At 49.2% G+C, this 23,138-nt stretch carries 23 protein-coding genes and 1 tRNA gene; 8 read left to right on the plus strand and 16 right to left on the minus strand.

Annotation, left to right across the window (positions count from 1 at the left end):
- Positions 1 to 26 precede the first annotated feature (26 nt).
- From BTA51_RS08155 to arsS, 9 genes are all read right to left on the minus strand, one after another.
- Positions 27 to 767, minus strand: coding sequence for a cytidylyltransferase domain-containing protein (locus tag BTA51_RS08155; protein WP_094706950.1), 741 nt, complete (start codon positions 765 to 767; stop codon positions 27 to 29).
- A 173-nt stretch (positions 768 to 940) separates the two neighbouring features.
- Positions 941 to 2,008, minus strand: a complete 1,068-nt coding sequence (locus BTA51_RS08160) for an N-acetylneuraminate synthase family protein (protein WP_094706951.1) — start codon at positions 2,006 to 2,008, stop codon at positions 941 to 943.
- 29 nt (positions 2,009 to 2,037) lie between these two features.
- A complete protein-coding gene (pseC, locus tag BTA51_RS08165) occupies positions 2,038 to 3,198 on the minus strand; it encodes a UDP-4-amino-4,6-dideoxy-N-acetyl-beta-L-altrosamine transaminase (protein WP_094706952.1) in 1,161 nt (386 codons plus the stop codon).
- 6 nt (positions 3,199 to 3,204) lie between these two features.
- Entirely contained in the window at positions 3,205 to 4,203 is a 999-nt protein-coding gene (gene pseB, locus BTA51_RS08170; protein ID WP_094706953.1) for a UDP-N-acetylglucosamine 4,6-dehydratase (inverting), read from the minus strand.
- A gap of 7 nt (positions 4,204 to 4,210) precedes the next feature.
- Positions 4,211 to 4,765 (minus strand): hypothetical protein, encoded by a 555-nt coding sequence (locus tag BTA51_RS08175; protein ID WP_094706954.1) that lies wholly within the window; start codon positions 4,763 to 4,765, stop codon positions 4,211 to 4,213.
- A 290-nt stretch (positions 4,766 to 5,055) separates the two neighbouring features.
- Entirely contained in the window at positions 5,056 to 6,426 is a 1,371-nt protein-coding gene (locus tag BTA51_RS08180; protein ID WP_094706955.1) for a fibrinogen-like YCDxxxxGGGW domain-containing protein, read from the minus strand.
- Between the two features lie 142 nt (positions 6,427 to 6,568).
- Positions 6,569 to 7,201 (minus strand): TIGR04282 family arsenosugar biosynthesis glycosyltransferase, encoded by a 633-nt coding sequence (locus tag BTA51_RS08185; protein WP_246840970.1) that lies wholly within the window; start codon positions 7,199 to 7,201, stop codon positions 6,569 to 6,571.
- 8 nt (positions 7,202 to 7,209) lie between these two features.
- Complete coding sequence (locus tag BTA51_RS08190) at positions 7,210 to 7,893, minus strand: TIGR04283 family arsenosugar biosynthesis glycosyltransferase (protein ID WP_246840971.1); 684 nt, start codon at positions 7,891 to 7,893, stop codon at positions 7,210 to 7,212.
- Entirely contained in the window at positions 7,886 to 8,848 is a 963-nt protein-coding gene (gene arsS / locus BTA51_RS08195) for an arsenosugar biosynthesis radical SAM (seleno)protein ArsS (protein ID WP_094706958.1), read from the minus strand. Before arsS ends, BTA51_RS08190 begins: the two co-directional genes overlap by 8 nt.
- Before the next feature lie 279 nt (positions 8,849 to 9,127).
- Here arsS and BTA51_RS08200 point away from each other — a divergent pair.
- Positions 9,128 to 9,204 (plus strand) — tRNA-Arg (locus tag BTA51_RS08200).
- A 498-nt stretch (positions 9,205 to 9,702) separates the two neighbouring features.
- On the opposite strand, the gene BTA51_RS08205 is transcribed toward BTA51_RS08200, so the two are convergent.
- The 6 genes from BTA51_RS08205 to BTA51_RS08230 form a co-directional block, all read right to left on the minus strand.
- On the minus strand, positions 9,703 to 10,098 hold the full coding sequence (locus tag BTA51_RS08205; RefSeq protein ID WP_094706959.1) for a hypothetical protein: 396 nt from the start codon (positions 10,096 to 10,098) through the stop codon (positions 9,703 to 9,705).
- Positions 10,099 to 10,146: 48 nt separating this feature from the next.
- Entirely contained in the window at positions 10,147 to 10,353 is a 207-nt protein-coding gene (locus BTA51_RS08210) for a hypothetical protein (RefSeq protein ID WP_094706960.1), read from the minus strand.
- Positions 10,354 to 10,436: 83 nt separating this feature from the next.
- A complete protein-coding gene (locus BTA51_RS08215; protein WP_094706961.1) occupies positions 10,437 to 10,643 on the minus strand; it encodes a hypothetical protein in 207 nt (68 codons plus the stop codon).
- Between the two features lie 9 nt (positions 10,644 to 10,652).
- The gene (locus tag BTA51_RS08220) at positions 10,653 to 11,030 is read right to left on the minus strand and encodes a hypothetical protein (protein WP_094706962.1); all 378 of its coding nucleotides are present in this window, start codon (positions 11,028 to 11,030) and stop codon (positions 10,653 to 10,655) included.
- A gap of 116 nt (positions 11,031 to 11,146) precedes the next feature.
- Positions 11,147 to 11,446 carry a hypothetical protein gene (locus BTA51_RS08225; RefSeq protein WP_141215562.1) on the minus strand — a complete coding sequence of 100 codons (300 nt, stop codon included), beginning with the start codon at positions 11,444 to 11,446 and terminating at the stop codon, positions 11,147 to 11,149.
- Between the two features lie 83 nt (positions 11,447 to 11,529).
- Positions 11,530 to 11,940 carry a hypothetical protein gene (locus tag BTA51_RS08230; RefSeq protein ID WP_141215563.1) on the minus strand — a complete coding sequence of 137 codons (411 nt, stop codon included), beginning with the start codon at positions 11,938 to 11,940 and terminating at the stop codon, positions 11,530 to 11,532.
- Between the two features lie 208 nt (positions 11,941 to 12,148).
- Between BTA51_RS08230 and BTA51_RS08235 the strand changes: the two genes are divergently transcribed.
- Both BTA51_RS08235 and BTA51_RS08240 read left to right on the plus strand, forming a co-directional pair.
- Positions 12,149 to 12,634, plus strand: coding sequence for a CesT family type III secretion system chaperone (locus BTA51_RS08235; RefSeq protein WP_094706965.1), 486 nt, complete (start codon positions 12,149 to 12,151; stop codon positions 12,632 to 12,634).
- A gap of 6 nt (positions 12,635 to 12,640) precedes the next feature.
- Positions 12,641 to 13,951, plus strand: a complete 1,311-nt coding sequence (locus BTA51_RS08240; RefSeq protein ID WP_094706966.1) for a hypothetical protein — start codon at positions 12,641 to 12,643, stop codon at positions 13,949 to 13,951.
- Positions 13,952 to 14,101: 150 nt separating this feature from the next.
- Here BTA51_RS08240 and BTA51_RS08245 read toward each other — a convergent pair whose 3' ends face one another.
- Positions 14,102 to 15,337, minus strand: a complete 1,236-nt coding sequence (locus tag BTA51_RS08245; protein ID WP_094706967.1) for a trans-acting enoyl reductase family protein — start codon at positions 15,335 to 15,337, stop codon at positions 14,102 to 14,104.
- A gap of 422 nt (positions 15,338 to 15,759) precedes the next feature.
- Between BTA51_RS08245 and BTA51_RS08250 the strand changes: the two genes are divergently transcribed.
- The 5 genes from BTA51_RS08250 (at position 15,760) to BTA51_RS08270 (ending at position 23,103) form a co-directional block, all read left to right on the plus strand.
- Positions 15,760 to 16,707, plus strand: coding sequence for an ABC transporter ATP-binding protein (locus BTA51_RS08250; protein WP_094706968.1), 948 nt, complete (start codon positions 15,760 to 15,762; stop codon positions 16,705 to 16,707).
- On the plus strand, positions 16,697 to 19,633 hold the full coding sequence (locus BTA51_RS08255) for a Gldg family protein (protein WP_094706969.1): 2,937 nt from the start codon (positions 16,697 to 16,699) through the stop codon (positions 19,631 to 19,633). Before BTA51_RS08250 ends, BTA51_RS08255 begins: the two co-directional genes overlap by 11 nt.
- Positions 19,634 to 19,636: 3 nt before the next feature.
- Positions 19,637 to 20,641, plus strand: coding sequence for a DUF4340 domain-containing protein (locus BTA51_RS08260; protein ID WP_094706970.1), 1,005 nt, complete (start codon positions 19,637 to 19,639; stop codon positions 20,639 to 20,641).
- Positions 20,642 to 20,939: 298 nt separating this feature from the next.
- The gene (imuA, locus tag BTA51_RS08265) at positions 20,940 to 21,635 is read left to right on the plus strand and encodes a translesion DNA synthesis-associated protein ImuA (protein WP_094706971.1); all 696 of its coding nucleotides are present in this window, start codon (positions 20,940 to 20,942) and stop codon (positions 21,633 to 21,635) included.
- Positions 21,636 to 21,660: 25 nt separating this feature from the next.
- A complete protein-coding gene (locus tag BTA51_RS08270; protein ID WP_094706972.1) occupies positions 21,661 to 23,103 on the plus strand; it encodes a DNA polymerase Y family protein in 1,443 nt (480 codons plus the stop codon).
- Positions 23,104 to 23,138 lie beyond the last annotated feature (35 nt).

The following is a 23,138-nucleotide window of genomic DNA, read 5'->3' on the forward strand; positions in this document are numbered from 1 at the left end:
GTTGAGTATTAAACCAGCCACGGCGCTCAATTGGGATTTGATTGGGCAGCGCTGAGATAAGCCCTCACCTGCAATAAGTCTTCTTCCGTATCAATGTCGAACGATCGACTGCGCGGCATGACATAAGTCAGTAAAGGCTGCGATGTATAGGAACGGGTCTGCCTGAATGCAGCCACATCAAGAATATGAATAGCGCCGTTACACCGATAGGCTTTGGGCAATTCCTGGGATTTATGACGCCGGTAGTGAGGAAAGACCGGAAGTGCATTCTGATTTTGATCAATCACCCAGGCTGAAAATGGTGAGTGTTCATACTCACTGACACTCATCAGGAATCTGCCGTCGTTCTCGGAGAAAAGCCGGTATGCTTCCTGTAAATCCTCCGCCGTACGCAATGGGCATGTGGGCAGCAATATCGCCAGAGTTTTGTAGCTTCGTCCCACCTTTTCCAGTTCGTCCAATGCATGCAGTGCCACAGCTTCAACACCAGCGGGATCGACAGAGAGCTTTTCCGGCCGAATAAACGGAATTTCCGCACCATAGCCCTTTGCCAGCCCGGCAATATCATCATCTTCGGTAGAAACAACAATGTCACTGCAAATTCCCGATTCCATCGCGCAATCGACCGCCCGTTGCAGCAGGGTTTTGCCACCCAGGCTCAACACGTTCTTACGCTTCAGGCGGGTGGAAGCCCCTTTGGCCGGGATCAATGCCAATACGGATTCCTGATTTTTATTACCTTTTGCATTACCTGATGCTTCTTTCATACCAGCCGATTTTCACTTTTTGCCTTTCGTTATGACCCATTTAATCTAGGGCAGTTGCACTTGCCCGTCCCGACACTAATATCTGCTTCTTCGCTTCCGCTATCTGCTTCTTCGCTTCCGCACGCCGACATTTTACAGGGTACGTTCCAAGCTAGCGTGCTCCCTTCGGCGGGTTAACGTGTGAGATCAATCCAGTGCAACATATCACCGGCTTTCATATCCTGATTCAGAATATGGCCAATCAGATGCTCATGCTCAGTGGGCGGAATGCCATATCCCGGACGCCGGTATTCCACATCGTCTTCCACAAGGGCCTGACCTGCCTTCTTATCCACTCGTAGAAAGGCACTTCGCCGAACAGCATCACGTTTTTTGATTTGCTCCGGATGCAGACTTCGACGAGGCTCGCCCATGGCTGTTTCCAAATCCCGGATGGCTTTAATAAAGGGTTTGAACTGATGAGGTTCAATTGACATGACGTGTTCAACACTGCGGGTCATTCTGTCTTTGGTAATGGTCTTCTCAACCAGATTTGCTCCGATTGCCACCGCCGCAATGTCCATATCCCAACCCGGTGTGTGATCGGAAAATGCTGCGGGAAATGGAAACATCTGCTTTAAGGTGGTAATCATCCGCAGGTTAATGCTGTCCAGATGAGCCGGATATCCGGAGGGGCATTGGTGGATGATGATGCGATCATTACCTTCACTCTGGATCACGTCCACGGCCTGCTCTATATCGCCCAGAGAGGAATTGCCGGTATCCAGCTGAATACACATACCGGTCCGGGCAGCCTGTCGCAACAAAGGAAAGTGGTTGACATCGGCAGAGGCGATCTTGATTGAATCGCATCCAAATGATTCGAGAAGCCTGATATCCTCTTCAAAACCGATGGTGGAGAAGAACGCCATATTATGGTCATCCGCCACTTTCTTGACAGCCTTCCATTCATCAGGGGTCAGGCACCGACGAGCCAGAATGTCATAAAGCGGTTCTTCAACAGTTTCTGTTTCGCCTGTTTCACGATTAACCAGGACGTCGTAGCTGAAAAGCTGTTTCTTATCCGCCACCAAACGGTCAGGATCAAAAATCTGAAACTTGATCGCATCTGCTCCGCCCTCAGCAGCAGCCCGGGTCAACTCTATCGCACTTTCCAAACTATCGTGGGTTGGTCCGGCTTCGAAAACGATATAACAGGCACTGCCGTCACCGATCATCTTATTCTTGATTTGTACGGACATTTGAACCACTCCGGTATCTGATAAATTGGTTAGTTAATTGAGGATTTTAGTGCCACTGCCACTCGATCAAGATCTTCTTCGGACATCGCCGGGAACAGCGGCAAAGACAGCGCTTCCTGGTAATATTGCTCGGCGACCGGAAAATCCCCTTTCGAGAATCCCAACTTGCTGTAATAAGGTTGAGTATGAATAGGAATATAGTGAATCTGTACGCCAATTCCCTGCCCCCTGAGCCTCTCTACCAATTGTCTCCGGCCTATTTTGATCTCATTCAGATCTAGCCTGATGACATAGAGGTGATAGCTGGAAATAACCTGGCTGATAACTTCCAGGGGTGTCACCGGCAAGCTCTGCAAAAGATCATGATAGTGCTCTGCCAATTGATTGCGTCTTGCAACCCATTCCCCTAGCCGGGTTAATTGGCTGACACCGAGCGCCGCATGTATGTCAGTCATGCGGTAATTAAATCCCAGCTCCTGTTGTTCATAATACCAGGGGCCGTCATTCTGGCTTAGATGCTCAGGATCCTTGGTAATGCCATGACTGACAAACAATCGCATCTTTTCCGCAAACACAGGGTTATTGGTCACTGCCATACCGCCTTCACCTGAGGTAATAATTTTTACCGGATGAAAACTGAATACGGTGATATCTGAATACTGACTGCTGCCTACGGGAGCTCCGTGGTACTGCGCCCCCAACGCATGGGAAGCGTCTTCAATGACATAGAAACCATATTCCTGTGCCAACCGACCAATTTCCGCCATTTCACACGGTTGTCCGGCAAAGTGAACCGGCACCACCACTTTGGGTAGTTTTCCGTGTTGCCGGGCATGAATCAGCTTTTCCTGCAACCTGTTAACGTCCATATTGCCCGTATGCAGATCAATATCCACAAAGTCCACAGAGGCACCACAATACCGTGCACAATTGGCAGAAGCCACGAAGGAGTTAGGACTGGTCCACAAGTAATCGCCTTCTCCCAGTCCAAGTGCAAGGCAGGCAATATGGAGTGCGGAGGTGCCGCTATTACAAGCGACCGCATGGCTTGCGCCCACTGCGTCAGATACACCTCGTTCAAACTCTCCGACTTTCGGTCCCTGGGTCAGAAAATCTCCACGTAATACCTCAGCGACAGCATCAATATCATCCTGTGAAATGAGCTGCCTGCCGTATGGAATAAATGACATAAATAATCAGGCCACTTGATCGTTAAGAACTTTGAGCTCTTCTACGGACAGGAAGTGTGGATTGGTTCCCGAGTCATATTCAAACCCCTCAGGCACTTCAACGGCCGTCTCCCCAAGCGCATTATGTGTAAAGTCGTTATTGCCGCCGGCAAACTTGATTGTCGGGGCGATAACATAGTGATCCTCATATTCATAGGTGTGGTGAAAACTGTCTTTGGGACACATCACCTCGTGAAGCTTCTCGCCCGGGCGAATACCGACAATGCTGGTCTTTGCCTTTGAATCCAGGGATTTCACCAAATCCAGAATACGCATGGAAGGAATCTTGGGAACAAAAATTTCCCCTCCGTACATGCGCAGAAAATTGCGCAAAGTAAAATCAACCCCTTGCTGAAGGGTAATCCAGAAACGGGTCATTTCAGGATGGGTAACCGGCAGTTCCTTGGCCCCCTCGTCCAAAAGCTTTTTGAAGTAAGGCACCACCGATCCACGGGAACCGACAACATTGCCATATCGCACCACGGAAAACCGGACTTTATGCCCTCCGGCCATGTTATTCGCGGCAACAAAAAGCTTGTCAGAGGCCAGTTTGGTTGCACCGTAGAGGTTGGTTGGGTTCGCCGCCTTGTCCGTGGACAGGGCCATCACTTTCTGGACATTGCTTTCCAGTGCTGCGCTGATTACATTCTCAGCACCATGAATATTGGTCTTGATACACTCCATGGGGTTGTATTCGGCAGCCGGCACCTGTTTCAATGCAGCCGCATGAACAACGAAGTCCACCCCTCGGAAAGCCTGCCTCAGGCGTTCCTTATCGCGCACATCTCCCAGAAAATATCGCATGCAGGGATGATTAAAGGTCTGCGACATTTCATACTGTTTCAATTCGTCCCGGGAATAGATGATGATTCGGCGTGGCGAAAAACGGTCCAACAGGGTCTGTGTAAACTTGCGCCCGAATGAACCGGTCCCCCCTGTGATCAGTATCGAAGTGTTATCAAACATATACCACCTATTGAACAGACGAGCCGGCAGGTTTTCGGTCCATCGCTTCAAGAACAACGACGAACCCTCCAGGTACCCTGGAGAAATACCAGAGTTTGAAACGTTCCATCAGCCTGGGTAACCACCATTCGGGCGGTTGCTGAGTCAGTGCTGCATTGCGACCATCTGACAGATCCATATCCGCAGGTCCGGTCGGGATGGTGAAATAGGCCATTTCGCCGGTCAGGTTCTTCAGATCGTCCAACACCGAATCAATATACTCAGGCTCGACACATTGCAGAACATTGATGCAACACACCATCTGCTGGGCCTGAGGCCGCTCCGAAAACGTCGGTACAGCAGGATCATACATCTGCATGGTCACATCATGATTCAGGTACGGTTGCACCGCTTGTTGCAGACGCCCTTCTCCAGCGCCATAGTCCAGAACCGTTGAAATATTGTTGGCATTGATTAGCTCCGCCACCATGGGAGCGTATTCCAGTGAGGAAACACCAAAATCCGGTTTATTCTGATGCTGTTCTTCTAGCAGCTTTAGGTAGGCCGGAGAAAATGTTTTCATATCACACCTTTATAGGAGTCAATTTTTTGACTCATAAACTCATTCAGGGAAAGCTCATCAATTAATGTGCCAAAGTCAGCTTTCGCTTTTCGGTTTAAAGATAATCTTACTATAGACTATGAATCAGAATTCGGCGCTAACTGCCAGATTTTCAATGGTATAGGAGATTTCGGAGGTTCGGTACACTTACGACAGGAGTCATGTTATCGAATGGGAAAATAAGCCGGCCGCGCACCACATGAACCATGGATTACGCGACCGGAATCTTATATTTCAGTGAATGACGAAGGTTACCTCACATAGATATCCAACCCCTGCCCGTTGGCATTCCCATGCCCGGAAAACCCGGAAGTGGATGAAAACACGCCGGCCTTATAATTCCAGACTGTGGTGTTGCCGGTATAGCTATTAGACTGTCCAACCATTGTATAGTCACCATTGGTTGCATTACAGCCACTGCTTTCCACCTGGAAGACCCGTGTTGCCGATAGTGAATCTGTCAAAGGACGGCAGACGCTTCCGGTGATGTTGGCAAAGGGAGCAATAGCCCAGTGGCCGCTATTAACCACATAGACATATAGCTCCGAGCTGATAGCTCTGACACTTTGCCATTGGCTGTCACTTAGATACTGATCACTGGAGAAGTTATTGATTTCAGTCGCTTCAAGCCGCTCAGTGCTTCTCTGTACCGCTACCAGGGTCCAGCCGCCACCATCAAAATCCATATCACAGTAGGTGGAGAATGGGTCCGCTCCAGCAAAGCCATCCGGATCAATCGTGTAGTAACCGCTACTCGCGGAAGCATCATTATCCAAAATAGCTTTACACGAGGCTTGGTAGACTTCGGGTGGGTTACGTAGGGCAATAGTTTCAGTGTTCCCACCATAAACCGTGGTGGTCTGGCCAATTAATCCCTGACTGATTTGAAGGACTGAGACAACCTCATCAACGTGAACAATCTCCGCATCTTTGGATTGTTCCTCTTCCAGAAAAATGTAATTACCTGAGATATCGGCCGGCTGATCATTAATAAGAGCCTGCAGCGTCTCAAATGTCGCCCCATTATCAAAGGCACCATCGTTATCGGCATTGTATATGGCCAGATAGGCGATTTCTTCGGAGTTGTGACTACCTGAACCATTGAGCTCCTGTTCTTCAAGCGTCGCACTGAAGCTGTATCGGGTGATGCCCTCAACTCTTAAAGAATATGCTTCCGAATCGTTCTCAGACTGTGGGGATAAAAAAACCAAAGGCGCATGGTCAAATGCCTGATCAAAAAAGACATTGGATTTGTTTTGATTCAGACTGAAGGTCCCCGTCTCAATCACGGTTCCATCAGCAAGCTGGGTATGCCCTTTCTCCAGCAACAGATAAGCCATGCTTTCCATGCCATGATTTCCATCCAGATAATTCCATTCCCTGAAACGGACATTAAAGTCACCGTTAGTATCTTTCATAACGGACACGACACCCGGCTCGGGATCATTTCGGGTTGCGATACCTGTGATTAATACAGGATCGGTATAAGAACTGGCATCAATTAGTGTCCAACTGCTATCTATGGCAATTGAGTTATTCTCAAAACCATAGGAGCTTCCAACAAAACTGACACCAAGGAATACCACCAGGGATTTTAAAGTTTTCGTTTGCGTGTAATTCATCCTTTATCTCCATTTCCAAGAATTGCGTGCTTGTTTTGTTAAGCACAGAGATAAAAGTAGATCCTATGTCACGTATTTCAAACCAGAGAGGAGAATAGGAGGAGAATATAAGGGTATCTACCAAGATATTAAGGGGTAATCTTCACTCCATCATTTTCCATCGACGATAATCTTCAGGTAAATCGACGTCCCATAATTCAGGCAATAATTGAGTCCTCAAACCTTCCCATTGTGCCTGTTGGAGAGTCGTTGCCATCACCGAGGGAGTACCCCAGAGTGTATCCTTTAAGGTTGCATAGGTGAGGCTTTTCGCCCCTATCAGAACGTAACCGCCATCATCGGACGGCCCCAAAACCAGATCTGCGGAATCGAGCGCCAGGATTGCCTGAGCCAGATAGGACGCTGAAAGCACCGGGCAATCACTACCCAGCAGAATCACTTTCCTGAACGTTTTTAGCTGAGTAGACAATGCCTGGTACATTCTCTCACCAAGATCATCACCTTCCTGGCTGAATGTCGAAAACACTCCATCGACACCTAATTGCGCGAGATAAGCCTTATCATCCCAGGCTTTATCCCACCATAGCTGAACTGCACCCAGCCCAGAGTCCACCAGGGTATGCAGCGTTCTTTTCAACAGCGTTTCGTGCACCTGAGTAGCAACCTCTTCCCCTAATTCAGGAATCAGACGGGTTTTAACCAGACCAGGAATCGGTCGCTTGGCAAATTGGATAAAGGCCACATGACCATCCAGTGTTTCCGTCTTTTCAGTCATAGAATGATTCATCCGTAATATTCCTTTACCAGTACCTCTGGTGGCACCCCAAGCGCAAACTTCCAACGCAGTTTCCACATGAGAAATATCGTACGCCAGGTTCCATGAACCTCCCAACGGCGACTGGAAGTGATCACAGGCTCGCTAATGCAAAAGGGCCTCGAAAACTTCAGAAGTTTTTTACAGAGATCCACATCCTCCATCAAGGGGATATCAGAGAAACCGCCCACTTGATCGAAAGCACTCCGCTTTACAAAGATAGCCTGATCTCCGGTGGCGATACCACTGATTCTGGAGCGCCAGTTGATCATAAAGCTGATGACGGAAAACATTAACTTGCTTCCGCTTAACGATACATTGAAGCGTCCCCACTGTTTCGGTGATTGCTGGAATTTGCTCAATAAATCAAGAAAGCTCTCCGGCAATTGAGTGTCCGCATGAAGGAACAGCAACAGGTTTCCCCTGGCTACCGCTGCACCGGCATTCATCTGCCGGGCGCGCCCTTTCTCACTATCGATCACCTTGTCGCAAAATGCTTCAGCCGCTTTCCGAGTACCATCAGTGCTACCACCGTCGACCAGAATAACTTCCGCACCGTTTGCTCTGGAGGGTTGCAATAAACGCAAAAAAGAGGCGATTGACGCCTCTTCATTCAACACGGGAATAACGATGGATATGTTCGGCTCAGTCAAGCGCCCCTCCACAACTGCTGCCCTGCCCCGCGGTACAGCCATAGCAATGATCCGCAACGGCAATGGGTTGTCCTTTCAGGTCTACTTCAAACAATTCGTTCAGATGAACTTTGGGTTTGTCGGATGCAATGAGGGGAATATGCAGCATCTGATTAAAGTCACAGTCATAGACATAGCCTTGCCAGTCAACACTGATCAGGGACTTACACATGACAGAATCCAGGTTGTGCTCCGAGTATGATCCCTTCAACAGGCTCATATAATCATTGAACTGTCCTTTAGACATCAGAAAACTGCCGAACCGGCTGATAGGCATATTGGTCAGGGCAAACAGCTGGTTAAAGACTATGCCGTGGTGCTCCCACAGTTCACGTTTGTAGTCCTTCTCCAACCCTTCCTGAGGCGGGGGTAAGAATGGTCCGCCCGGGTTATACACCAGATTCAGTGTGAGATCGCTGTCATCCTGGCCATATCCAAGGCTATTCAATATCTTCAGGGCTTCAATGCTTTCATGGTAAACCCCTTTCCCTCTCTGTTTATCCACGTTCTGTTCGGCATAGCAAGGCATCGAGGCCACAATCTCAACCCGCTGATCCGCCAGGAATTCCGCCATATCTTCATAACCTTCCTCCAGGAGGATGGTCAGATTACAGCGATCAATGACCTTGACCCCAAGCTTGCGCGCTTCGATAACCAGATGCCGAAAATGTGGATTCATCTCCGGTGCGCCTCCGGTAAGATCCAGCATCCCAATGGATTTCAGACGCATAAACTGAAGAATATCTTCCACCACATCAAGGGACATCTGCTCCTTCCGGTTCGGACCGGCTGCCACATGACAGTGGGTACAGCTGAGATTGCACTTATACCCCAGGTTCACCTGCAGCGTATCCATTACACCCCGGTGAATTTCCGGGAAATCCGAAACCATAAGCAGCGGGCGGGAATCTAACATGAACAGTCCTATCGTTGTTAAAGCATTCAAGTCTTAAAGGCTGTGGACAATAGAGTAACCGGAAAGTTCCCTTCTTTTCCTTACAAAACTCCTTACAAAACGCTCATTGATGGCTAATTCGCCAAAGTGATCAAGCTTCAACCACCTTTGCACACTGTTCAACCAGAATCAAAGAATCTATGACAATCTACAGGAAACAAAGGGTTATATTGTGCAAAAGCTTTCGCTATAATCCCGACCTCAACCTGTCAGGTGGTTCATTCCATACCACCCTCCAGCGCCCCCGTAGCTCAGCTGGATAGAGCGTCCCCCTCCTAAGGGGAAGGTCACACGTTCGAATCGTGTCGGGGGCACCATTTAAATCAAGTAATTGTGCTCACATCAATCCAATTGGCTTAAGCCTAGTCAATTTCCTCCACCTTACATAGGGTGCCGACCAAACCTATAAGGGAAATAATTTAGCATTGAGTATGCAGACTTTTATTGCCCATATAAGAGCTGGAATTAAAATGAAGAATGGCCAAATAGACTTGAATATGAGCAACAGCCCCCATGCAATGACCACGGGAATCAACAAATAGATGTAAACGCTCCACGCACTTTTAGCAGAGATATAGCATCTGCCACCACAACCGTTGCATTTAGCAGGAGACAAACGAGTCGCTCGAAGTTTCTGCCACCCGCTTATAGATGCTTCACCGCAATTTGGGCATTGATACATGCTTACCCTTAAGTGCCATACAGTTGGTTCGGCTGTGTATTCTTTCTCGCCCAATCAATTTTCAAAGACTGTTAACCGTCAGTAGTCCCAGACAAGCATCTTAGCGGAAATTTGATCCGTATGATTGCGCTTGTTAGCAGTTGACTGTTGTGTAGTCATCATGAGCATGATGCTTAAAAAGCAATGTTTGGCCACTAGAGAACTCTAACTTTGCCCAAACATGCTCTTCCTCACTGCCATATTCTATATCGTTAAGCCTGTGTCCAATGACGCCTTTAAATTCACATAAATTCAATAGAACCAAACAGGTAGAGAGGCGATCATTTACGGGTTCGCTCGGGCTCTCCGAGCCTCTCCAAAAAATAATCTCATCATCAAAGTGAAGTTTTATCCAATGACCATCGAACTTGAAAAAAGCAACGTTTGCTTGATCAGTAATGGATTCGCCCTCTTGGTGTTGGATTAAGTAAAACCCCCGACACACCTTTCCCTTGATAGCAGGTTCTTCTCCATTAATGTAAAAGTTCAATACAGACTCCCATTATGTTGCTAACAGATTGCTCGACTACAGACGATTTTATGTAGTTTCCAGTTTACTGGGAAAGAGTTCTGCATCAGATTTCTCTAATAAATCTGCGCTGCCAGTCAAAGGCCCTGATTCCTCGAATTCAGGCAGGTTATCGAAATCAAATAGCGCTTTGACAGTTTCGGAGCCATCGAGGTACCGACGCAATTCTTCCAACTGCTCAGGGCTTCCGGGCTCTGTTTTCTTTTTATCTGTCATCGATATAAATCCAAGCTGTCATCCCTATGCAGAACTATGCACGATAGATCCAGTCACTGCATGGCTACAGAGAGACGCAAAAACTAATAGCTTCCAAACTTTTTGGTAAAGCGAGCGGAAATGTCTTTTTCCAGGGCTTTCAGGTTCTCATTGTCATTAAGCAAATCAGCTAGAGTATCTTCATCGATAGTAGATTCATCGAGACCGTCAATGTAGTTTATATAGTGACGTAACGAATCAAGGATCAGAGTCACATCGGTATATGGCAATTCAAATTCCAGGGTTTTCATGGTTACTCCTTAATTAATCTTTACAGCACATTCTCGCAGTTTATCCATGAGGGCATGAAATTCGCTTAATTTCATTGTATGGGATGGGGCAAGCATATAGTGGTTCTCATGGTTTAGGCGCTTATCCATAACAAGCTTTACTCCTGCTGGCAATATAGTACCTTTCCGAAGCTTCCAGGTATTCTTTTTCCCTGATGGGATTGATGAAAATGCACTTACTCCATTGCCATCCGCCAGAATGTACTTGATGCCATTTCTATCTATTATCATGGCATCTTTGTGGGGTCTGATATTATCAAAGCGAGGGCTTGTTGAATTTCCGAAGCGGTAGAGGTCCAGAAATAGTTCTGTATAGTCAGTAATGTAGATTTCTTCTGGAGTCAGCATGTAGCTCCCTTTATATCCTTGCCGAGTAATCCATTTAAGACAAAATCATAAAGGTGGATAGAAAGGGGTGCTATCGGTTATTTGGACTAAATGAAATCAGATCTGGAGCAGAATTGTTACAAGTTACCTTCGCTCCCCACATACTTCTTCAAAGCCTCGTCCAGCGTTTGCTGTCGATAAAACTCTTCCAGTGTATGTGCCCATTTCTCTGCAAACCGTGAATAGTTTTCAGTATCTTTGCCAAAGGCGATGAAGACCGGGGTTTCCCGTTTTACGGAGTAAACCTCTCGAAATTTAAGTGCGCCGTATTCGGGAAATTCCTCTTCGTGTTTGAGAAGTAATTCCGGCAAGGCTTCGCGGATGGAGAAGAAGTAATCAAACCGGCCAATACCAACCAGTTGGAAGAGCTGGTTCATGGAGCTGACTTCCTGTTTTTGAGTGTCAGATTCCAGACTATTGATAAATGGGTCCAGCTTTGGTCCGAAGGTATTCCCGCGGATCATGACCATTCGATATTGACGTAGTTCGTCCGATGAGGATACAGCCTTAATTGGGCTGTTTCGGCTACATAGGCGGCGACTGTGGTGCGGTTGATAAAGCTGAGGCGATCCAAAAAGGTCAGGCTGCGTTCTCTGTCTTCGGTTCGATTAGCACCCAATACGATGCTGATATCCCCTCTGGCCACTTCCACCTGACACCGTTTCCAGTTATCCACGATGATAGGTTTGACCTCTATTTCGGGATACAGCTTCTGGAATAAGTTGAGCTGGTCAATGAGCAAACCGGAGTATTCATTACCCGAAGGATATATCCAGGGATGCCACTGGTAATAGGCACACCAGCTCATGACTTCCCCTCGTACGATGCTGCAAAACAACAGCACAAATACGCTTATGCAGTACTTCATCATATTGTTCTTAGAGGTTTGATGTGCGGAATTAATCAAACCAATTTATCACCAAAATTCACATCGAGCGAGTGTAGGCATCGCTAAAAGCGAGGAATCACGCTTCGCCTGGAACAATGGTGCGACAGAACTTTCCTATTTCGACCGTTACTTATCAACAAAGCCGTGGCAATCAGCCACCAAGTTTATGCGTCACAACCAGGAGTAACCTATGGAGCCCAAACAACGCATTAACACTCTGTTGAAAGAGTTTTCTCAATTGAACGGTCTTCCCGAATTCCAGCTTAACGATGAGAACGTTTGCGGATTTCAGTATATCGAAGACAACCTCATCACCCTGTTCCTAACCGATGATCAGAATCAACTGGTCTTACTGGGAGAGCTGGCGCCGATAGACGATGCGATTAATTCGATACTCGTCAGATTACTGGAATACAGCTTTCCAGGACTCAGAACCAAAGGGGCAGCCATTAACGTCAACCCCGACGAGAACACATTGGTATTGAGTTTTGTTCGCGATGTCGAGGGATTAACCGCACAGTTGTTTTCCAACATCCTCAAGAACTTCATCGAAACCATTCTTCACTTGAAGACAGTCATCAAAGACTACCTGCAGGAGGCCTCCCCGACGCCATCAATACACGATCATCGAGAAACGCCATTTTCTTCCAATGAACTTCAGATGATAAGAGGCTGAGAAACCATGGTAGACGGAGTAAGACCTAATATTGTAACAACTATAAATTCTGACCCTATAGCAGAAACATCAGCGTCTGGCCAAGCCAGAATTCAGGGAATGGCCGTTAGCCAACAAAATAGAGTAGGAAGCGGTTCCATTGAAGGCACTTCTACACTGCCTCTGGTTCCTAAACGCATTAATCACAATAGCGTGCGTCTAGTCAAAGTTGACAAAAAAGGTGCAGAGAAAGCCAACGACCTGAGAGGAGGCAAAGTTGACGCAGGAACTAAAAAATACCAAGGATTAAACAAGACAAATCAGGCCTTAAGATGGATTTCATCAGTGGCCCTCTTAGGCAACAAAGACTCAGGGTTTATAGAAGTTCAGGCAACGGTCCACAATGGCAAGCTATTGATCAGCAGCAATAAAAATACCGATGGATTATTAACGGCGCTGAAGAGTAGTTTTCAAAATCTAGAACAACTAGTAGCAAACACTAGAGAACAAGTAAAAAACGCTAAAGAACCTTCGCCATCTAATGCCAATGAATCTCTATCAGATCGACCTCCTATAAATAATAATAAATTACGTGAACAGGAAAGATTAATACGTCACGGCGAAAAAATTTTGGGAAAGCTACTCAACGAGGAGGAGTTTAGCAGTTTCAAGAATCAGGCAATTGAACAAACTCAGAGTCTTCAGAGCGGTGCACTAGGGGCCAATGTCAATGATCAGGAGTTGCAGACATTAAAGGAGCAAGTTGACTCTATCCTGGACGTTATAAGAAATGCAGCACAAGAACTGAGAAAGGGTGATGAAAAAGGCATCGAAAAATACGTAGAAATTGTTGATAGCCAAATTCATCCCAAAAGTGAAAAGTCAAACCTCCCTGGGATTAGAAAAGACCCAGCAAAACGCAGCGCCTGCATGCATGCTGAGCAGTCTCTTTACGATCATATCGTCAAAAGTTCCTCTGGCGAAGGTAAATCATCAGACACCGTCAGACCAACGCTGGTGCCGGTTGCCGGAGTAAAAAGGCCTTGCGCTGTGTGTGACCATGTTGAACAGACCGCAATAAACCAGCCAGACTCCTCCTTTGGAGGAAAAGGAGACTTTAAATTGCATCGATCCAGCGAGCGTCCTGGAATTTTATTTTCCGGCATACAAGGGATTTCGACAGGTGCTGTGGGCGATAACAATGTTGACAGCACCATCGAGAGTTTAAACTCCAATAATATCCGTGCGGCTGATAAGCCAGTGATTAACGGGTCCATGGATACAGACTCGGAGAGCGACGGAGAAAATATTCCGGGAACAAGCAAGCGCCCCGCCTAACCGGAGCCGGTCATCAGACCGGCTTTTTTAGTCTGAAACATCACTCTGGCACTCTTACCTGCACTAAACCAGTGCCACCAGAATAATCCGGAAGTTATCTGTCGTTAAAAACAATTAAGAGTTAAAAAATAAGAGTTTCAGCGATTCTCACTAGGACTCCAACACCTCAAACGCCAAACCGGAATGAGCCGTTAACCGCTCAATCAGTTTATCCCCCATGGCTGTTGACGGTGTCCAGAATCCGCCTTTCTTGTCGACTTTATCAATGTCTTTGGCCAGACAAACTGCCGCTTGTCCCAGCATTTTGGCTGTTGATCCATAACCGGGGTCTTCGTCGCCGGTGACCTTACAACGAATCGACTCACCGCTGGCGGTCTCACCGTAAAAACGGATGTCATAGAAGCCGTTTTTCTGGGATTCCGGACTTGGCCCCTCCCCGGGTTTGGGTACCACATAGCGCTCCAGCACCCAACGGGTGGGTTTGATGGTGGTGGCCAGCATGAACCCCGCCATGACTCCCATCATGCTGAATGCCCCCGCTCCGCCTTTCAGTCCCTTGCCGGTCAAGACCGCTTCATCATAGCGAAACGAATCGCCGTATGAATTGCCGGTCAGGGCATTGGAACGATGAACAACACGGGTGTTGATTGCTGCCATCACGAAGGGTGCCATCCAGGATTGAAAATCTGGATCGTACTTGGCACTGGATATATTGTCCTGACGAGCTTTAAAGCCATGCCCTTCCGGACAGATGGAGTAAGGATTTGCCAGTTCCTTGCGCAGCTCCGGATTTTCCTTAACTTCTTTCACCACGTTCATCAAACTGGCCACAGTCCCGCCGGAAAATTCTCCACGGATTTTCTTTACCCGCATCTTCACATGTTCGCAGGACTCCCCGAATTTCTCCTTTGCCTGTTGCTGCAAAAAGTACACTCCGAGGTCGGAAGGAATGGAATCAAACCCGCAGCAGTGAACAATCCTGGCACCGGAAGCTTCGGCCTGTTTTTCATATTTGGAGACCATGCGTTTGATCCACTGCACTTCTCCGGTCAGATCACAGTAGTCTGTACCCGATGCGACACATGCCTTCACCATGGGTTCGCCGTATAGCGCATAAGGTCCTACAGTGGAGACAATCACCCGGGTCTGCTGACACAAGTCCGCAAGCGCCCGATCGTCTGAGGCATCAGCAATGAGCAAAGGCAGTTCACGGGCGACAGGCCCCAGAGAATCTTTCACAGCGTCCAACTTCGAACCTGAGCGGCCTGCAGCAGCCCATTTCAATTCACCATTGACGCCAAATTGATCTGTCAGGTATCTGGCGAGAATCTGGCCGACAAAACTGGTCGCGCCGAACAGAATGACATCGTATTTCTTGTCTCCCATTGCAGTTTCCTTCCCATGTGCACGTTATGTTTTTTATAAATGATATTTAAGTACTTTTATAAATTGCTTTCAGGCATTCCAATGGTCACGATTGCAGCAGCATTGGAGGCAATTGCCTGTTCATTTTTATGGTTTAAAGTGGGCTCATAATGACTGGAAAGCCTGAGCGATGAAAGAGCTTTATTGGCCAACTCCTATGTCGGTTTGTCCCATTTTCGCCTCAGATGCAGGCATGTTCGAAAATATTACCGGAGGCTGAATAGCCGGTTAAATTTACTTAAGGATGCTCCATTGCGGTAATTTTTGAATATAGTTTTAGGCCGCAAGCTCTGAGCCCAATCTCAACCCCTCTGTTCCCGGGCTCATCATAAAACCTACAAAAACCTTATTCTTCACAAATGACATAAGGGAGACTTGATTCAATGATCAATGTCGATAATTTAAGCCGTCACTATGGCGATTTTACCGCAGTTGATAATGTCAGTTTTAGCATCGAAAGCGGTCAAATCGTCGGTTTGCTGGGCCATAACGGGGCCGGCAAGACCACTATCATGAAAATGCTGATGGGCTATCTAGAGCCTTCCGCAGGCCTCATCAACATTGACGGGAAAGATGTCCAGAAACACTCCCTGGAACTCCGTGCCCACATGGGATATTTACCGGAAAATCCTCCGACCTACCCGGAAATGTCCGTTATCGATTACCTGGATTACGCTGCGCAATTGAGGGGCGTCCCTGCCGCCAAGCGCCAGGCGGCGGTAATTGATGCCATACAACGAACCGATCTGAAAGAAAAGGCGCTCAACCCCATCAGTACGCTATCGCGGGGTTACCGCCAGCGGGTGGGCGTTGCCCAGGCCATGATCAATATGCCGAAGATCCTGATCCTTGATGAGCCCACCAATGGCCTCGATCCATCCCAGATCCAACACATGAGAAGCCTGATCACCTCTTTGCGTCAGCATTCCACAGTGATTTTGTCGACCCACATCATGCAGGAAGTCAACGCCATGTGTGATCGGGTGTTGATGATCCGTCACGGTAAACTGGCTCTGGATTCCAGCCTGGCAGACCTGCAGAAATCTCAACGCCTGCTGCTTCGCTCCAGTGCCGGCCAATCACAAATCGAATCAGCCCTGGCTGACATGGCAGTGGTCCAGAAAGTGCAACCGATCAGCTCAATGGATATGGCATCGACCTATGCCCTGACCACTTCCGAGGAACAACTCGACGAATCCCTGGTGTCAGAGGTTGCTCGTAAGCTGATCGCTGCGAATGTCCCACTGCATGCCCTGTACCCCGAAGTACGGGATCTCGAGACTGTATTCAAGGAAATTAACCAAGTAACGGAGATGCCCCATGCTGCCTGATCGGACTGTCTTGCGCATCGCCAAAAAAGAAATCGCCCAGTTTTTTGGCTCTCCTGTGGCCTTTGTTTTCCTGGCCTCTTTTCTGGCCGTCAACCTGTTTGTTTTCTTTTGGGTTGAGGCCTTTTTCGCCCGCAATATTGCGGATGTACGCCCGCTGTTCGAGTGGATGCCCCTGTTACTGATCTTTTTGGTGGCCGCCCTCACCATGCGTATGTGGAGCGAGGAGAAGCGCATGGGAACCATCGAGTTCCTGATGACCTTGCCGGTCACGCCGTTACAACTGGTGATGGGTAAATTTCTCGCCTGTTTCAGCCTGTTAGTTGTCGCGCTGGTGTTAACACTGCCCATCCCGATAACGGTGTCTCTACTCGGTCACCTGGATTGGGGCCCCGTCTTTGGTGCCTATGTGGCAACACTGTGCCTGGGAGCCGCCTACCTATCTATCGGGTTGTATGTCAGCGCCAAAAATGAATCCCAGATCGTCAGTCTGATGGTCACCGCCCTGGTGTGCATTCTGTTATATCTGCTGGGATCCAATACCCTTGTCGATCTGTTTGGTTATTCCACGGGGGAGATTCTGAAACAGCTGGGCACGGGATCACGCTTTGAATCCATTACCCGAGGCATTATCGATATCCGGGATCTCTATTACTATCTCAGCATTGTGGGTGTTTTCCTGTCATTGAACGTGTTGGCTCTGGAGAAACAGCGTTGGACCCACAAGGAAGGCGTTCGCCCCCATCATCAGGCCTGGTATGCCCTGTCTGGCTTGCTGATTGTGAACCTTGTGGCGGCCAACCTGTGGTTGAGTGAGGTAAAAACACTTCGTGCGGATCTCACCGACGGCAACATCTATTCCATCAATGATGCGACCCGAACCTATCTGGCTCAGTTACAGGAACCTCTGCTGATCCGAGGTTATTTCTCCGCCAAGACTCATCCGCTGCTGGCTCCTTTGGTGCCTCAATTACGGGATCTCCTGAAGGAATACGAAGTGGCAGGCAACGGCAAAGTCCGGGTTGAGTTCGTCGATCCGCAGACCAACCCTGAGCTGGAAGACGAAGCCAACAACAAATACAGCATCCGTCCGACACCATTCCAGGTTTCGGACAAGTATCAGGCGTCGCTGGTGAATTCCTACTTCAATGTACTGATCAGCTACGGTGATCAGTTTGAAGTACTCGGGTTCAGGGATCTGATTGAAGTGAAGGACCACAACGAAGCAGATCTGGATGTACTCCTGCGCAATCCTGAATATGACATCACCAAAGCCATCAAGAAGGTGTTGCATGCTTTCCAGAGCCAGGGAGAACTCTTTGCCACGATCAACACCCCGATCCAGTTCAATGGCTTCATTTCTGCTCAGGACAAGCTACCCGGGCAACTGCAGGATCTTTCCAGCAAACTGAATCAAGCCCTGGAGCATATCAAGCAAACCTCCAATGGCAAATTCAGCTACAGCGTTCAGGATCCGGATGCCGGCGACGGCAGCCTGGCGAAAAAGGTTCAGAAGGAATATGGCATGCAGCCCATGGCCACCAGTCTGCTGTCCAACGACCGCTTTTACTTCTATATGTTGATGAACGATGGTCGACAGTATGTACAGGTGGCGCTGCCCGATTCTCTTGACCAGGAAGGCCTTGAGCGCAACATTGAAACTGGCCTCAAGCGCTTCTCTACCGGATTTACCAAGACAGTCGCCCTGGTGGCACCGGAGCAACCTGCCAATCCATACATGCAACAGTATGGTCCGCAGAACTCTCATCGCTTCAACACATTACGCAAGAAGTTGATGGAGACCATGACAGTTAAGGATGCAGATCTCAAGAATGGCCAGGTGCCCGAGGATGCCGATATTCTGGTCCTGGCGGCTCCGGAATCCCTGAACGATAAGCAGCTGTTCGCCGTGGACCAGTTCCTGATGAAAGGCGGTACCGTGCTGCTTTCCACCTCACCGTTCAGCACCAATTTCAGCCAGAATTCCCTGACTGCCCAGAATTACGATTCGGGCCTTACCGAATGGCTGAAACACAACGGCATCACCATGGATAAATCCATGACAATGGATCCACAGAATGCCCGCTTCCCGATCCCCGTAAACCGCAACGTCGGCGGCATGAGTTTCCGTGAAATACGGTTGCTGGACTATCCTTACTTTGCGGATATCCGCGATCAGGGGATGAACCAGACAACGGCGATCACTTCAGGTCTGCCACAGGTCACCATGAGCTGGGCCTCTCCCATCGAGCTGGATAAGGAGAAGCTGGGCAATGTTGAGGTCACCGAGCTGTTGCATACGACTGGCGATACCTGGTTGTCCGATTCACTGGATGTCACGCCCCGAATATCTTCTGATGGCAGGGTCAGCCCCTGGCAGGCGGAAGGCGAAAGAGATTCCTATCTCGTCGGTGTGGCACTGGAAGGTCGTTTCGAATCCTGGTTTAAGGACAAGGAGTCTCCACTGCTGAAAGAGCAGGATAAGACCCAGGATGCGAAAGGTGCGAATAATACAGAAGGTATGAAAAACGATGCCAAAAAAGCAGACGACAAACCAAAGTTTGCCGGCGTGATCGACAAGTCTCCGGAATCCGCACGGATCATTCTGTTCTCTTCCAATGAGTTCCTGACTGACCAGACCGTCAATCTGATCAGCTCAACGGACCGGGCTCCTTATCTCAACTCCTTACAGTTGGTGCAGAACGCTGTCGATTGGTCCGTGGAAGATCGTGGTCTGTTGAGCATTCGCTCCCGCAGCCATTTCGCCAACACGCTGTTCCCCATGTCCAGCGAGCGCCAGCAGTTCTGGGAATACCTTAACTATGGTTTGATGCTTATTGGTCTGGCAGCCCTGTATGGCCTGTTCCGGTTGTGGTTCAAACGTCAGCAGAAACATTACGCCGACATGCTGGAATTGGGGAGGGCTTAATCGATGAACACTAAATGGACCAAACTGCTATCTGCCGCTTTCGTGCTACAGCTGGCTTTGATCACCGCCACCCACTGGCCCGGCAACGAGCCGTCCTTTGCCAACGGCGAACAGCCCCTTCTGGCCGAAGACCTGGAAGCCGTGGATGAAGTACAAGTATATGGTGAGGACTCCGCTAAAGTTGTCCTGAAGAAACAACAGGGTGACTGGGTGGTTTCTAGCTATTACAACCTGCCTGCAGCTCCGGGAAAAATCGATCAGTTGATCTCCAGCCTGAAAGAACTGAAATCCGGTTGGCCTGTTGCCACTACGGCGACAGCAGCGAAACGTTTCGAAGTTACCGACGACAAGTTCCAGCGCAAAGTGGAACTTTTGCAGGACGGATCAACAATCACTAGCCTGTACCTGGGAACTTCTCCCGGCTACCGCAAAGTTCACGCCCGGGTGGATTCCCAGGACAACGTTTTCGCGGTCAAGTTTGCCACCCACGAGGTACCCACCGAAGGCAATAGCTGGGTGGACACTGGTTTGACAGCCGTTCCCGAAGACAACATTACCGATATCAAGTTTAAGGATATCGAGCTGGCAAAAGGTAGCGACAACTGGCAGCTGAGCGGCCTGCAAGCAAATGAAACCAGCAATGAAGAGGCCATCAGAAAAGTGCTCGACGCATTGGCCAACCTGAACTTCCTGGAAGTGCTGGGAACTGAGCCCAAGCCCGAATACCGGCTTGAGGAGCCCAAGGCGCACTTTATTCTGGCGCTGAAGGATGCTGACAGCGAAGGCAATAAAACCCTGGAGCTGACTCTTACCCAGCCTCAGGAGGGAGACTATTACATCCTGACCCGCTCTGACCGGCCCGAGATTTTCAAAGTCCCGTCATTCCGGGTAACAGCCCTGCTGGATTTGAACCGTGAAGGCTTCTACAGCGCCAAGGTTGAGGGCGCACCAGAGGTCAATCTCGGTCAGCAGTCGCTTGAAAATCAGGAGGTAACTCCCGCCAGTTGAGGCAGGTATCCCTGATATCTACAGGAAAAATACCTTCAGGTATTTTTCCTGTCCGAAGGGCGAGGCACTTGTCTTGCCCTTTTACTCTATCTTCAGCCCTCTTTCCCTCTATTATCTTCAATCCTCTTTAACCCCCTTAATGCCCTTCTCCTCTATCTTGAACCATCTCTCTTTCACTCTCCCCTCTTTGATTCCTCTCCTTAATCCCTTGACCAAGTACCTCACTAATACGTGACATGCCTTTGACAAAAATACTGTTTATATATACAGTATAAATTCAACCCGAGGCTGACATCACATGGCAAACAACGTACTGGATAACCCTGCAATCTGGCGTGCCAGCGCCCTGTACCAACAACAATCCCTGAATACGGGCAAGTACATGCCCCAGGGGATTGATACCGGCTTTTCCGTGTTGAATGAACGGCTGGCTGATGCCGGGTGGCCAGCGAATGGCGTGACCGAAATACTTTACGATCGCCAGGGTGCGGGTGAAATCAGCATTCTGCTGCCTGCTTTACAACGACTCAGCGAAGATGACAAATGGCTGACCTGGGTTGCGCCGCCTCATCGCCTGCACGGACCGGCACTGGCTGCAGCAGGCATCAACGTCCAACGTCTGCTGCTGATCCACCCCTCTGACCGATCAGCCCGTGATACTTTGTGGAGCACCGAGGAAGCGATCAAAAGCGGGGCCGCCAGCGCCGTCCTGTCCTGGCCGGGACAAATCAAACCAGAACATGTCCGTCGTCTGCAGATCGTTGCAGCACAACACCATACCCCCTGTTTTCTCTTTCGTGAGCAGGGAGCTGCTGCCACACCCTGCGCCCTGCGCATACACGTGCAGGCACTGGATCAGGAATGGATCAATGTCAGTATCCTGAAACGCAAACGGGGCTGGCCCAGCGAGCCATTCAGACTCAGAGTCCGTTCCTGTCCCGGATACCGTTATCAGAAGCAGTCTTCGTTACCCTCTGCGATGAAAGCCGGTTAGGCAGTGAGAGAAAAGAGAGAGAAACATGCACTGGTTCTATATGCACTTCCCCCATCTGTATGGAGAAACCTGGCATCCGCCATTTGAGCAGCAACGCCCGGTAATCCTGACCAGGGAGCAAAACAGCTGCGTCATCGACGCCAATGATGCTGCCCGTCGTCAGGGAGTGGAGCCGGGAATGATGGTGAATACGGCATTCTGCCTAATTCCGGAAATGGATATCTTCACCATACTCCCTCATAAGGAAAACCAGGCGTTGAAACGCGCTGCCAGGTTTGCCTACCGATTCTCAGGCTGGGTAGGGCTGGACTTTCCCGACGGACTCTATCTTGAAGTGGCTTCCATGCGCCGTTTTTTTGGCGGATTACCTCAGCTCAGGGCCGGCATTGAGGAATTATTCCAGGAACTGGGATACCACTTTCATATCGCTGCCGCACCGACTCCCAAAGCAGCCCGCATGCTGACCAGAAGCGGCATTGAACTCTGCGCTGATACATCACGTTTCCTGGAGGTGCTGAAAAGGATGCCTGTAGAGTGCCTGGAACTTCCTGAAGCCATACAAATGCGTCTGCAGAAACTGGGGCTAAGATCCGTTCATGATGTCGCTGAGTTGCCCACAGGTGATCTTTCTTATCGGGTGGACAAAGAGCTGGCCATGTATCTGAGTCAGGCACTCGGTCATGCGGAATGGAAACCGGAACCCTTTGAGATACCCGAAAACTTCCGCCTGAAAACCGACATGGAGCAGGAGTTCGAGTCTCTCACCCCTCTACTGTTTCCGCTGGCCTCGGCCGTCAAAAGATTTTGCCGCTTTTTGCAGAACCGCTGTCTTGTGAGTCAGAGCCTGACAGTGAAACTCATTCATCGAAGCCATCCCGACACCACCATGCCGATTCATCTGGCCACAGCGGATAACCGGGTGGATGCCTGGGTTTACATGCTGAGCATGCAAATAGAGCGGGTCACCCTGCCCGCTCCCGTGACAGGCTTTGAGCTTAAGGCATCGGAGTTTGAAGATATTCCACCCTGCTCTCTATCGCTCTTTCAGGATAGCGGTGGCGCCCATGAGGATAAAAAAGCTTACCTTCTCAACCGGCTCGCAGCACGTATTGGCGCCGACCGAATTCATTTCATCGGACTGACGGATGATTATCGGCCGGAGAAACAGACCTTGTGCAACTCCCAGCCGTTATCTCCGGCCCCTCCTCCGGAAAACCTGGGCACTCAGGTGCCGGTCTGGCTGCTGAAACAACCGCGAGAAGTCGATATCCGTCAATACCGCCTCGTCCGGGGTCCTCTGCGCATGAATTCCGGCTGGTGGGATAACATCGCCGTCTCCCGGGATTACTACATTGCAACGACGTCCGTACCCGGCATATCAGCACCGATCTCCGGTGAAACCTCAGTATTGCACTGGCTGTACAGGGCGCCGCCACAGCAGTGGTTCCTACACGGCATCTTTGCCTGACACCAATCACGAGAGCAGCCATTATTACGAGAGTA

Origin of the sequence: Hahella sp. CCB-MM4 (assembly GCF_002260525.1) — a bacterium.
Lineage (GTDB): Bacteria > Pseudomonadota > Gammaproteobacteria > Pseudomonadales > Oleiphilaceae > Hahella.

Excerpts from the sequence above, each read along its gene's own strand:
- BTA51_RS08180 (WP_094706955.1), bottom strand. The coding sequence starts at position 6,426 with ATGAATTACACGCAAACGAAAACTTTAAAATCCCTGGTGGTATTCCTT.
- arsS (WP_094706958.1), bottom strand. The coding sequence starts at position 8,848 with ATGTTAGATTCCCGCCCGCTGCTTATGGTTTCGGATTTCCCGGAAATT.
- BTA51_RS08210 (WP_094706960.1), bottom strand. The coding sequence starts at position 10,353 with ATGACAGATAAAAAGAAAACAGAGCCCGGAAGCCCTGAGCAGTTGGAA.
- BTA51_RS08175 (WP_094706954.1), bottom strand. The coding sequence starts at position 4,765 with ATGAAAACATTTTCTCCGGCCTACCTAAAGCTGCTAGAAGAACAGCAT.
- BTA51_RS08160 (WP_094706951.1), bottom strand. The coding sequence starts at position 2,008 with ATGTCCGTACAAATCAAGAATAAGATGATCGGTGACGGCAGTGCCTGT.
- BTA51_RS08220 (WP_094706962.1), bottom strand. The coding sequence starts at position 11,030 with ATGCTGACTCCAGAAGAAATCTACATTACTGACTATACAGAACTATTT.
- BTA51_RS08230 (WP_141215563.1), bottom strand. The coding sequence starts at position 11,940 with ATGATGAAGTACTGCATAAGCGTATTTGTGCTGTTGTTTTGCAGCATC.
- BTA51_RS08225 (WP_141215562.1), bottom strand. The coding sequence starts at position 11,446 with ATGAACCAGCTCTTCCAACTGGTTGGTATTGGCCGGTTTGATTACTTC.
- BTA51_RS08270 (WP_094706972.1), top strand. The coding sequence starts at position 21,661 with ATGCACTGGTTCTATATGCACTTCCCCCATCTGTATGGAGAAACCTGG.
- BTA51_RS08255 (WP_094706969.1), top strand. The coding sequence starts at position 16,697 with ATGCTGCCTGATCGGACTGTCTTGCGCATCGCCAAAAAAGAAATCGCC.
- BTA51_RS08250 (WP_094706968.1), top strand. The coding sequence starts at position 15,760 with ATGATCAATGTCGATAATTTAAGCCGTCACTATGGCGATTTTACCGCA.
- BTA51_RS08155 (WP_094706950.1), bottom strand. The coding sequence starts at position 767 with ATGAAAGAAGCATCAGGTAATGCAAAAGGTAATAAAAATCAGGAATCC.
- pseB (WP_094706953.1), bottom strand. The coding sequence starts at position 4,203 with ATGTTTGATAACACTTCGATACTGATCACAGGGGGGACCGGTTCATTC.
- BTA51_RS08260 (WP_094706970.1), top strand. The coding sequence starts at position 19,637 with ATGAACACTAAATGGACCAAACTGCTATCTGCCGCTTTCGTGCTACAG.
- BTA51_RS08235 (WP_094706965.1), top strand. The coding sequence starts at position 12,149 with ATGGAGCCCAAACAACGCATTAACACTCTGTTGAAAGAGTTTTCTCAA.
- BTA51_RS08215 (WP_094706961.1), bottom strand. The coding sequence starts at position 10,643 with ATGAAAACCCTGGAATTTGAATTGCCATATACCGATGTGACTCTGATC.
- imuA (WP_094706971.1), top strand. The coding sequence starts at position 20,940 with ATGGCAAACAACGTACTGGATAACCCTGCAATCTGGCGTGCCAGCGCC.
- pseC (WP_094706952.1), bottom strand. The coding sequence starts at position 3,198 with ATGTCATTTATTCCATACGGCAGGCAGCTCATTTCACAGGATGATATT.
- BTA51_RS08240 (WP_094706966.1), top strand. The coding sequence starts at position 12,641 with ATGGTAGACGGAGTAAGACCTAATATTGTAACAACTATAAATTCTGAC.
- BTA51_RS08185 (WP_246840970.1), bottom strand. The coding sequence starts at position 7,201 with ATGACTGAAAAGACGGAAACACTGGATGGTCATGTGGCCTTTATCCAA.
- BTA51_RS08245 (WP_094706967.1), bottom strand. The coding sequence starts at position 15,337 with ATGGGAGACAAGAAATACGATGTCATTCTGTTCGGCGCGACCAGTTTT.